This is a genomic window from Pediococcus ethanolidurans (assembly GCF_001437405.1).
GTDB lineage: Bacteria > Bacillota > Bacilli > Lactobacillales > Lactobacillaceae > Pediococcus > Pediococcus ethanolidurans.
Genome location: NZ_JQBY01000017.1, coordinates 21,204 through 32,251, shown reverse-complemented (window position 1 = coordinate 32,251; position 11,048 = coordinate 21,204). Strand labels below are relative to the sequence as shown.

Here is an 11,048-nt window from a genome sequence, read left to right as displayed (position 1 = left end):
TCAAATAATCAAATAAAAACGATCAGATCTGAATAATGCTCAACTCAGATTTGATCGTTTTTACGAGGCTAAAATGGAAATCTATTCTTCGTCGTTATCGCCTAAGAAAGTATTCAAGACTTCCTCAACCATTTTCCATTCATCGTCTGATTCTATTTCGTTTAGCTGTCCTGCATCTGCATTACCATCAGCATCTGGAATGTATGAATAAGCCTGAATATCAACCTGTTCATCATTTTCTGCATCTGACGGATATAAAAACATGTAAGACTTTCCATAGTCTTCAGAATCAAATGTGAATAAAACATTGTAAAGCTCTTCATTTCCGTGTTCGTCAACGAGTGTAATTTGTTGTTCCTCTTCGCTCATTAGGAAACCTCACTTTAAGTTATTTAATAATTTACCGTGTCGATCTAAATAATTCTCTAAAATCAAACTAGCTGCTAGTTTATCAATGACTTTTTTTCGTTTTTTTCGTGACGTGTCTGCCTGTTCGATTAACATTCGTTGAGCTTCCACTGTTGTTAGGCGTTCATCTTGATAATCTACTGGTAAATCAAAGGTATCAATCATTAGTTGTCCATACGCCTTAGCAGCATCTACCCTTGGACCAGAAGTATTATTCATGTTTTTTGGCAACCCAACTACAAAACCACCAACGTCATATTGTTTAACTAGTTCACTAACTCGGTCCAAACCAAACTCTTTTTGATCTTCGTTAATTTTAACAATTTCCACGCCCTGAGCAGTCCAGCCTAACTCATCACTAACGGCCACTCCTACAGTTCTCGAGCCAACATCCAAACCCATCAATCTCATTTAATATGACCTGCCGATTGGCCAGATTTATCCAAATCATTGTGATCTTTCGAAAGATAATTGCGAACTAATTCTTCGATTATTTCATCACGTTCATGCTTGCGAATTAAATTACGAGCATCGTTTAATCTGGGAATATACGCAGGGTCTCCCGAGAGTAAGTACCCAACAATTTGGTCAATCGGATTATATCCCTTCTCCTCCAAAGCATCATAAACCGTTTTCAAGGTCTCATGTAAATCCTTAGGAGCATCATTGCTGAAATCAAAAAACATTGTTTTATCCAGTTTACTCATCGAAAGCACCTCCTATACTGTCATCAAGGTAATTCTACCCGATCACCAAAAAAAGTACAAACAATGAAGGCTAATGTAATCAATTCGTAACACCGTTTTAGTCAACTAGCAACAAAAAATCACTTTTCTGTTAACCAATCAATTCCATCGGCTAAAGCTTGTTTGAGTCCAGCTGGATTACTTCCACCAGCCTGTGCTAAATTAGGACGGCCACCACCGCCACCATTTATCTCCTTAGCAATGGCTTTAATCAAGTCTCCAGCCTTTAATCCCGTTTTAACTTTTTCATCGGAAACGGCAACTAATAAGTTTGCTTTTTCGCCAACCGTTGTTCCAAGAATTAACACATCAGAAATTGCGCGTTGTTTCCAATCATCAGCCAAATCACGAAGTTGTGCCATTCCAGAAACTTTGATGATATCTGCAACTACAGAATATTGACCAGCCTGTTTAACATTATCGAAAACTCCAGCAGCTTCTTGTTTAGCCATCTTTGTTTCAAGATTAGCTACTTTTTGGGTTAAACTCTTTAAATTTTCTTGTAACTGAGCTACTTTAGTTGGCGTATCTTTAATCTGAATGGCCTTAACTTGCTGCGCAGTTTCTCTAAGTAGTTTTTCGTGGCTAACCAAATACTCATAAGCTTCTGCAGATGTAACAGCCTCAATTCGACGAACACCAGCACCTACACCGGACTCAGAAACAATTTTAAACAGGCCTAATTCATTGGTGTTTTTAACATGATCTCCACCGCAAAATTCAACTGAATAATCACCAACACTCACAACGCGAACTTTTTTACCATATTTTTCACTAAATAAAGCAATTGCTCCGAGTTTTTTGGCAGATTCAATATCAGTTTCTACAGTAGTCACTGGAATTTCCGCAAAAATCTTTTGGTTAACAATTCCTTCAACTTTTTGAAGATCTTCTGAGGTAACCTGACCAAAATGAGTAAAGTCAAAACGTAAATAGTCTGGCTCAACTAATGAGCCTGCCTGTTTGGTATGTGAACCAAAAACATCTCGTAAAGCCTGATCTAACAAATGCGTAGCAGTATGGTTTTTTTCAACCTTACTATGAAAATGAGGATCTACTTTTAGCGAATAAGCTTGTTCCGTTTCTAGTGGCTGCAGTACCTTAACCGTATGCAGGTTTTGTCCATTAGGTGCATGCTGCACGTCTTTTACTTCAGCTACAACATTACCATGTTCATCCGTAATTGTTCCCTTATCAGCAACCTGACCACCCATTTCAGCATAAAACGGTGTGACATCAAAAATGAGCTGTGCTTCACCTTTTTGTGCGGAACTCACAATCTTTTCGTTCTGAATAATGTCCTTTAAGACACTATGTTCAACCTCTAAATCAGAATAACCAACATAACGACTTGGCGTTTTAATGTCTGTTAGAAGATCAGATTGAACACCCATGGACACCTGATTACCTCGAGCTGCACGAGCACGTTGTTTTTGTTGTTGCATTTCTGCTTTAAAACCATCTTGATCAACTTCTAAGCCTTCATCATGAGCATACTCCATCGTTAGATCCAGTGGAAAACCATAAGTATCAAAAAGCTTAAATGCATTACTACCAGAAATTTTAGTCTCATTAGCTGCTTTTGTTTTCGCAATGATTTGATCGAGTAAATGAACACCATCATTTAAGGTTTCATTAAAACGACTTTCTTCAGATTCAACAACCTTAGCAATATAATCCTTTTGCTCTAAAACTTCTGGATAATAGGATTTCATGATTTCGCCAACAACAGGAACCAACTTGTATAGAAAACTTTTTTCAATTCCTAATTTTTGACCATACATTACGGCTCTCCGGATTAAACGTCGAATAACATAGCCACGTCCTTCATTTGAAGGTAACGCACCATCGCCAATAGCAAATGTGATTGCGCGCGCATGATCGGCAATAACCTTGAATGCCACATCTTGTTCCTTATCGTCATTGTAAGTTTTTCCGCTGAAAGTTTCTGTTTTATGGATTAAAGGTAAGAACAAGTCAGTTTCAAAATTAGTTGGTGCATTTTGAAAAATGGAAACAACTCGTTCAAGTCCCATCCCCGTATCAATGTTTTTATGGGGCAACGGTTCATAGGAACCATCTGGTTTATGGTTAAACTGGGAAAAGACAATGTTCCAGATCTCCAGGTAACGTTCATTTTCACCACCAGGGTAATTTTCTGGATCGTCAGCAGCCAAATTATTGAAAGATTCACCACGATCATAGAAGATTTCAGAATCAGGACCACTAGGACCCTCACCAATATCCCAAAAGTTATCTTCCACCGCAATAATATGATCCGCGGGAACTCCTACAGCCTCCCAGTATTTCTTAGCATCCGTATCCTTAGGATAAACTGTAATAAACAACTTATTTGCGTCCATTGCGAACCATTTAGGACTCGTTAAAAGTTCCCAAGCCCAGGTAATGGCTTCTTCTTTAAAATAATCACCAACGGAGAAATTGCCTAACATTTCAAATAAGGTATGATGACGCGCTGTATGCCCCACATTTTCAATATCGTTTGTACGAATACTTTTTTGAGAACTGGTCAAACGTGGCACTTCTGGAACTACACTACCATCAAAATATTTTTTCATTGTAGCTACTCCAGAATTAATCCATAACAGCGTTGGATCGTCATGAGGAACTAATGAAGCACTAGGTTCAATAATATGACCTTTAGATTGAAAAAAATCTAAAAACATTTGTCTGATTTCACTACTTGATTTCTTTTCCATATCTTTTCCCTTTCTAATCACATAAAAAGACCGTTGCTAGTAAAGACGCTTTAGCGCGGTACCACTTTACTTGCAACGATCTTGATCGTTTACCTCTTAAGCTCTTTAACGCAGAGTCGCGAATCCTCTTATAAGGTAGCCTTAAAACCATAAAATCGTTTTTCACATTAGCCAAAACGTTTCTGAAATTTTATTAATTTTAATATGTCCTTAACCAAAAACTATTATATTGCAGAAAATAACTGCTTGTCAATGCTCCCCTGAATTTCGTTTAGCACGATTCTGTTTAATTTTCTGTCGTTTTGTTTTAAGAAATTCTTGATGTTTAGCAACTCGTCGATCTCTTTGATCTTGAATTTCAATTGCTTTTTTAATACGACGTTTATATCCAGGTTTAACCTTGCGTTTCTTCTTTTTAACCATTCCAACCATTGTAGGATCCAACTTATGATGATCTTTAACACGTGTTGTTCGGCGATTACGGTCGTAGGAATCAACTACTTCACCATTTTTAATTGCCTTAGGTTGAAACTTGACACCTAATTTTTCAATTTCCGAAACCTTAGCCTCTTCGCCGGGTTCATACAAAGTAATTGCTATCCCTGACATACCATTTCGCCCAGTTCGACCAACACGATGGATAAAGAAGTCCAAATCATCAGGAATACCATCATTGATTACCATTGAAACGCCCTCGATATCAATTCCTCGGGCAGCCAAATCAGTTGCAACAACAAATTGGAAATCAAGATTATGAATCTCTTTCATGACACGTTTTCGTTCGCGAGGTGGGACGCCACCATGGACTTTGGCAACTTTTAGACCTTTATTTTTTAAATAATAAGTTAATTCATCAACACGCTCTTTGGTATTACAAAAGATAAGTACAAGGTAAGGTTCTCCAATAGTTAAAAGTTGATGAATCACGTTATTTTTACCCTTACTCTTGGTAGAAATCAACCAATTCTCAATTGTTGGACTAATTATACTTTGTACAGGGATTTCCTCAATGACTGGATTAACCATATATTTCTTTAAAAAGATATTTAATGAATGCGGAATGGTTGCCGAGAAAACCATCATCTGTAGTTTTTTAGGCAAACTTGCGGCAATCTTATCCACTTCATTTAAGAAGCCCATATCAAGTGTCATATCAGCTTCGTCCACCACAAACTGGGCAGCCAAATGAACGTCCAGTGCTTGACTACTAATCAAGTCCCAAACTCTTCCAGGTGTCCCAATAACCACTTGTGGTTGACGGTGCTTTAACTTTTCAATTTGTCGTTTTTTATCTGTTCCACCAACATAGTTTCCAATTTCAATCTCGCTATCAGAAAATTTCACCAGTTGCCGTGCAGCAGTATGAATTTGATAAGCAAGTTCACGACTTGGTGTCGTAATAACAACCTGCACCTGTTGTTTTTGAGGATCAATATGATTCAAAATAGGCAATAAAAAGGTATGTGTTTTGCCACTACCCGTTTGAGATTGCCCAATCACACTTTTTCCTGCTTCAATCACTGGAATCAACTTTTCTTGAACCGGTGTTGGTTGATTAAAATTAATTTCTTTTAATGCGGTGAGCAGAAATGGTTGCAAATTAAACTCTGTAAAACCGTTTTTCATTAATTACTCCTTCTTGTTCTTCTTCTGATAAGCAGTGGCAATTTCGGCCAATTCATTTTTGATGGCCTTTATTTCATCTAAGTCTTTTGCTTTTGCCCCACTTGCTAAAGCATGACCGCCTCCATCATGTTTTTTAGCAAGTTCATTAATTGTTGGACCTTTTGAACGTAAACGTACACGATAAGTTCCATCTCGTTGAATAACAAAAATTGCCCAACAAACGACAGAATCAATTTTTCCGGGGAGCGGTACGACTCCCGCGGTGCCCGCATCCTTTAAATCAAATTTATCCAATACTTCTGCGGTCAGACAAACTGTAGCCGCCCCTGCATCCGTAATTTCCAAATTTTCGTAAACATAAGCAGAAAGACGTGCCACTGGTAATGCAATACTATCTAACTTCTGATTAACCGCCGTTACATCAAAACCTGTTGCCATTAATGAAGCTGCTACACGTAATGTATGTGGCGTCGTCGCTGGATACAAGAAACGACCAGTATCGCCAAGAATACCCGCATATAAAGCTTCAGCAGCTTTCGGCGTTAACTTAAGTTCTTTTTTAAATTGATGATAAAAATCAAAAACCATTTCGGAACTACTGGAAGCATTCGGCAGCACCCAGATTAAATCACCATAGGGATCATCATTTGGATGATGATCGATCTTAATTAATTCTTGGCCATTAGTATAGCGATTATCATCCACCCGGGGCGGATTCGCCGTGTCGGTTACAATAACCAGCGCATCATCGTAGTCATCATCATCGGCAACATCCATATTACCAATCCAAGATAAACCACTGATTTGTTTTCCCACTGCTAACACCGTCTTCATTGGGAATGATGCATGAATAATTTCAGCTAAACCAATTTGAGATCCAATTGCATCCGGATCTGGTCGCTGATGTCGGTGAATAATAATTCGTTGATGTTTTTTGATTTGTTCAAAAATTTCTTGCTGCAGTGTCATAATTTCTTCTTTCTGTTTCAAACTAAATTAAAAGGAATGCGTGTTTTCACTTCATCCCAGTATACTAGCTTTTAAGGTTAAATACAAAACAAGAAATCAGTCTTGATTAAATAAAGGCAATGTCATGTTTTCAAAATTCATACCCGCTAAATTTGTTAGTGTAATTCCTAATAATCGAATACCTCGCTGGCTATTTCCAAATTCATCAAATAATTGCCGCGCATAAAAAAGATAGGTTTCTTCGCTATTATCTAAGAATTCTGTGAAGGTTTGCCGTTTAGTAATTGTTTCAAAATCTGAATATCTCACCTTTAAGACTAACGTTTTCCCGTGTTTTTGTTTTTGTTTCATCGTTTCGGCCACTTTTTGGGCCAATAATTTTAGTTCATCTTCAATTTCTAATTCAGACGTCAAATTAGGATTGTACGTTCTTTCCTTACCAATTGATTTTCGTTCTCTTTGGTATGCCACAGGGCGATCATCAGAACCACGTACATGGTGGTATAAAACGTCCCCAAAACGACCAAAATGATGAATCAACTCCAATTCACTTCTTTTATAAAGATCCTGGCCATTGAAAATTTTTAAATCATGCATTTTGGGAACCGTTTTTTTACCAACGCCGCGAAACTTTTCGATTGGCAGCTTATCTAGAAATTCACGAACATCTTCTGGTAAGACTACTGCCACGCCAACTGGTTTTTGATATTCTGAAGTCAATTTTGCTAAAAATTTATTGTACGAAATACCCGTTGAACAAGTCAACTGTGTCTTAGCATAAATTTCACTTTGGATTTGGTGTGCAACTTCCACTGAACTCTCAATCTGTTTTTTATTATGTGTGACGTCCAAATAGGCTTCATCAAAAGCAACCGGTTCAATCATTTCCGTATATTCAGCAAAAATTTCATGAATTTGATCCGAAACTTTTCGATATAACGTGAAGTCTGGTGTTTTAAAAGTTGCCTCTGGACACAGCTCCAACGCTTTTTGTGCACTCATCGCAGAATGAACACCCTTTTTTCGCGCAAGATAGTTTGCAGTTGCCACAACCCCTTTACCACCAGTTTGGCGTGGATCTCTTGCCACTACTAATGGGTTCAGACGTAATTTTGGATTTTCTCGTTCTTCAATTGAAGCGTAGAATGCATCCATATCCACATGGATTATTTTTCTAGAAGTATTCACATGTATGGGAAGAATCTCAATACTTGCATCCATTTTATCACCCAAATCCAGTTTATCCGAACATACGTTTGAAAGCAAGCAAATTAAAACGGATCTTAGAAAATTTTTATTCCAAAATCCGTTTTAATTTTATTTAGTTGGTAGCATCAAATATCCATTTTCTATGATCGCGTTTTAATAGATCTTGAGATGCTTGTGGCCCCATTGAACCACTAACATAATTTGGAAAATCTGCTTTTTCGCCATCCCAAGCATCGCGGATAACATCAACAATTCGCCATGCTTGTGCAACTTCATGCCAATGCGCAAAGTTGGTCCGATTGCCATCAAGAGCGTCATGAATTAACTTTTCATAAGCTTCTGGAATTTTTGCTTTTTCCGCAGAAGTTTTATGATAATCCAAATGAATTGGCATAATACCATAACTCTGATTACCACTCTTAACATTTAAGTCAAAGCGATAACCCTGATCAGGCTCAATGAACAAGGTCAAGACATTTTGATTCAGATTACTATCATCTGCTCCGGTAGCCTTAAAAATATTTGTCTGAACATTTTTAAACACCACATTAATTTGAGTTGACTTTCTTGCTAATCGTTTACCCGTTCGTACATAGATAGGAACACCCGCTAAAGTCTTATTTTTGGTTTCTAATTTTCCGGAAACAAAAGTTTCAATTTGTGATTGCTCATCTGTTCCTTCTTCGTGTCGATAATCAGATTGAGTACGATCCGCATCTTCGCCATATTGACCACGCACAAAATTATTCAAAGCCTCTTCTTTTGAATAGACTTTAATATTTTGAAGAGCTTCAACTTTGCGATCACGCAATTCTGAAGCTGTATACTCACTTGGTTTTTCCATCGTTAACAGAGAAACAATTTGTAAAATATGATTTTGCACCATATCTCGCAAAGCACCTGCTGTTTCATAATATCCGGCACGTTCCTCAACACCCAGTGATTCTGCCAAGGTGATCTGAATATTATCAATATGTTCTTTATTCCAAAGCGATGAAATCACTTGATTGCCAAACCGTAATGCAGCAATACTTTGAATAGCCTCTTTACCCAAATAATGATCAATTCGATAAATCTGATCTTCAGAAAAAGAAGCAGAAATATCATCATTAAGTTCCTTAGCTGTTTTAAGGTCTCTTCCAAATGGTTTTTCAATAATCAAGCGATTATATCCGTGGTCTGTAATTAACTTTTCAGATTTGAGATGAGCCGCAATAGTTCCGAAAAATCGTGGTGCCATAGCTAAATAATAAATTCGATTTCCCTGTAAATTATATTTTTCATCTAGTTTATCGGCCAAATTTCTCAAAGCTACATAATGTTCGGTATCATTCACATTATGTGATTGATAATAAAAATGGCTGGCAAATTTGCGAGCCAACTCGCTATTAGTACGATCTGACTCATGACCATCATCAGCAACTGCGTTCATAACAACTTCATGATAGTGATCATCTGTCCAAGGACGGCGTGCCGTTCCAATAACGGCAAAGTTGTCCTTCAAATATCCTTTTTCATACAAACGAAATAATGAGGGATACAATTTGCGATACGCTAAATCACCTGTTCCTCCAAAAATAATAAATAACGCTTGCTGTGTCATCACATTTGCCCCGCTTTCACAATATCTGTTCGTTTCAATTATGAAACTTTCGTACAAAATACACAACTTATAAAACTCAAAAAAAATTTGAAACTAAAAAAGTTTCAAATTTTTTAAACTATCTATTTATTATTTGCATCATCATCAGTTGAATCGTCAGCTGGTGCATCTGGTGCCTTTGTTGCTTCATCATCGGCAGTCTTATCGTCTGTTGATTCTGCTTCATCAGTTGCTTTGGGTGCTGGTTGAACAGCTTCTACGTGATCTACACGCATAATTGCCGTCCGATCAAATACCAAGTAAATTCCGTCACAATCTAATGTCACGGTTTTTGCGTCATTATCGACTTTGTCAACAACTCCGTGTAAACGGCCAATTGTCACAACCTTATCACCGACTTGAAGCTTGCTCATCATTTCTTGATGTTTTTGTTGTTGTTTTTTTTGTGGACGAATCATCATAAAATACATTAATCCAAAAATTAAAACAATAAAAATAATACTTCCGGTACCACCGAAACTTGCATTTGCTCCTAATACCAATATAAACACCTCATTTTCTTTATCTTAACTGTATCAAATATTACTGTTAACTTCCAGTGAATTTAAAAATTCTTTGGATGCGCTTGATTATACCCGTATTCTTCAAAGAAAGCTTCTCTAAATTCCAATAAATTATCATCTTTAATGGCCTGACGCACCTGTTTCATTAAATGAACTAAGAAATAAGTATTATGAATACTAGTTAAACGCAACCCAAACGTTTCGTCGGTTTTCATCAAGTGACGGACATACGCTCTCGTAAAGTTTCGACAAGTATAACAGTGGCAATTATCATCAATTGGTGTAAAGTCACGCGCATATTTGGCATTCTTTACCACTAAGCGCCCATGAGACGTCATACAAGTACCATTACGGGCAATTCGGGTTGGCAAAACACAATCAAACATATCCACACCTCGAATTACACCATCAATTAACGAATCAGGCGATCCAACGCCCATTAAGTAACGTGGCTTGTTTTCAGGCAACAACGGGGTTGTAAACTCCAAAACGCGATTCATTTCATCCTTTGATTCGCCTACGGATAAACCACCAATGGAATAACCCGGAAAATCTAAACTTACCAAGTCCTTTGCGCTTTGCTCTCTTAAGGCCTTAAACCCTGCTCCCTGTACAATACCAAACAAAGCTTGCCAATCGGGATTTTGATGGGCCTTTAATCCACGTTCTGCCCACCGGCTTGTTCTTTCTACTGAATTTTTAACGTACTCGTAGCTTTCAAAGAAGGGCGGACATTCATCAAAACTCATCATAATATCAGGGCCCAAATCATTTTCAATTTGAATTGCCTTTTCAGGGCTGAGAAACATCTTTGCACCACTGATTTCATTACGAAAATGAACTCCCTCTTCGGAGATATCACGTAATTTTGCTAATGAAAAAACTTGGAAGCCACCAGAATCAGTTAAAATTCCTCTCTTCCAATTCATAAACTTGTGAAGACCACCAGCTTCTTTCACAATGTCTTCACCAGGTCGTACCCATAAATGATACGTATTTGAAAGAATAATATCAGCACCAATATCTTCGAGTTCTTCTGGTGACATTGCTTTCACCGTTGCCTGGGTTCCTACAGGCATAAAAATTGGGGTAGGAAACGTGCCATGTGGTGTTTCAATTTCTCCCAATCGTGCTCCAGTATGCTTTTCTGTTTTAATTAAATGGTACTTAATTGCAGGTTCCAAACAAATTCTCCATTCTAATC

General features: G+C 37.6%; 10 protein-coding genes. All 10 read right to left on the bottom strand.

Annotated features, from left to right (window positions below):
* Nucleotides 1-81: 81 nt before the first annotated feature.
* Nucleotides 82-369 (bottom strand): DUF1292 domain-containing protein, encoded by a 288-nt coding sequence (locus tag IV87_RS07780; protein WP_057807094.1) that lies wholly within the window; start codon nt 367-369, stop codon nt 82-84.
* A 9-nt stretch (nt 370-378) separates the two neighbouring features.
* A complete protein-coding gene (ruvX, locus tag IV87_RS07775) occupies nt 379-819 on the bottom strand; it encodes a Holliday junction resolvase RuvX (protein ID WP_057807093.1) in 441 nt (146 codons plus the stop codon).
* Nucleotides 816-1,115, bottom strand: a complete 300-nt coding sequence (locus IV87_RS07770) for an IreB family regulatory phosphoprotein (protein ID WP_057807091.1) — start codon at nt 1,113-1,115, stop codon at nt 816-818. Before IV87_RS07770 ends, ruvX begins: the two co-directional genes overlap by 4 nt.
* Before the next feature lie 119 nt (nt 1,116-1,234).
* Entirely contained in the window at nt 1,235-3,874 is a 2,640-nt protein-coding gene (gene alaS, locus IV87_RS07765; RefSeq protein WP_057807089.1) for an alanine--tRNA ligase, read from the bottom strand.
* A gap of 249 nt (nt 3,875-4,123) precedes the next feature.
* Entirely contained in the window at nt 4,124-5,500 is a 1,377-nt protein-coding gene (locus tag IV87_RS07760; RefSeq protein ID WP_057807087.1) for a DEAD/DEAH box helicase, read from the bottom strand.
* Nucleotides 5,501-5,503: 3 nt separating this feature from the next.
* Entirely contained in the window at nt 5,504-6,469 is a 966-nt protein-coding gene (locus IV87_RS07755) for a DHH family phosphoesterase (protein WP_057807085.1), read from the bottom strand.
* A gap of 96 nt (nt 6,470-6,565) precedes the next feature.
* Nucleotides 6,566-7,690, bottom strand: coding sequence for a DNA polymerase IV (gene dinB / locus IV87_RS07750; protein WP_057807133.1), 1,125 nt, complete (start codon nt 7,688-7,690; stop codon nt 6,566-6,568).
* A gap of 100 nt (nt 7,691-7,790) precedes the next feature.
* Nucleotides 7,791-9,281 carry a glucose-6-phosphate dehydrogenase gene (gene zwf / locus IV87_RS07745; protein ID WP_057807082.1) on the bottom strand — a complete coding sequence of 497 codons (1,491 nt, stop codon included), beginning with the start codon at nt 9,279-9,281 and terminating at the stop codon, nt 7,791-7,793.
* A gap of 122 nt (nt 9,282-9,403) precedes the next feature.
* A complete protein-coding gene (gene yajC / locus IV87_RS07740) occupies nt 9,404-9,826 on the bottom strand; it encodes a preprotein translocase subunit YajC (protein WP_057807131.1) in 423 nt (140 codons plus the stop codon).
* A 59-nt stretch (nt 9,827-9,885) separates the two neighbouring features.
* The gene (tgt, locus tag IV87_RS07735) at nt 9,886-11,028 is read right to left on the bottom strand and encodes a tRNA guanosine(34) transglycosylase Tgt (protein ID WP_057807080.1); all 1,143 of its coding nucleotides are present in this window, start codon (nt 11,026-11,028) and stop codon (nt 9,886-9,888) included.
* Between the last annotated feature and the right edge of the window lie 20 nt (nt 11,029-11,048).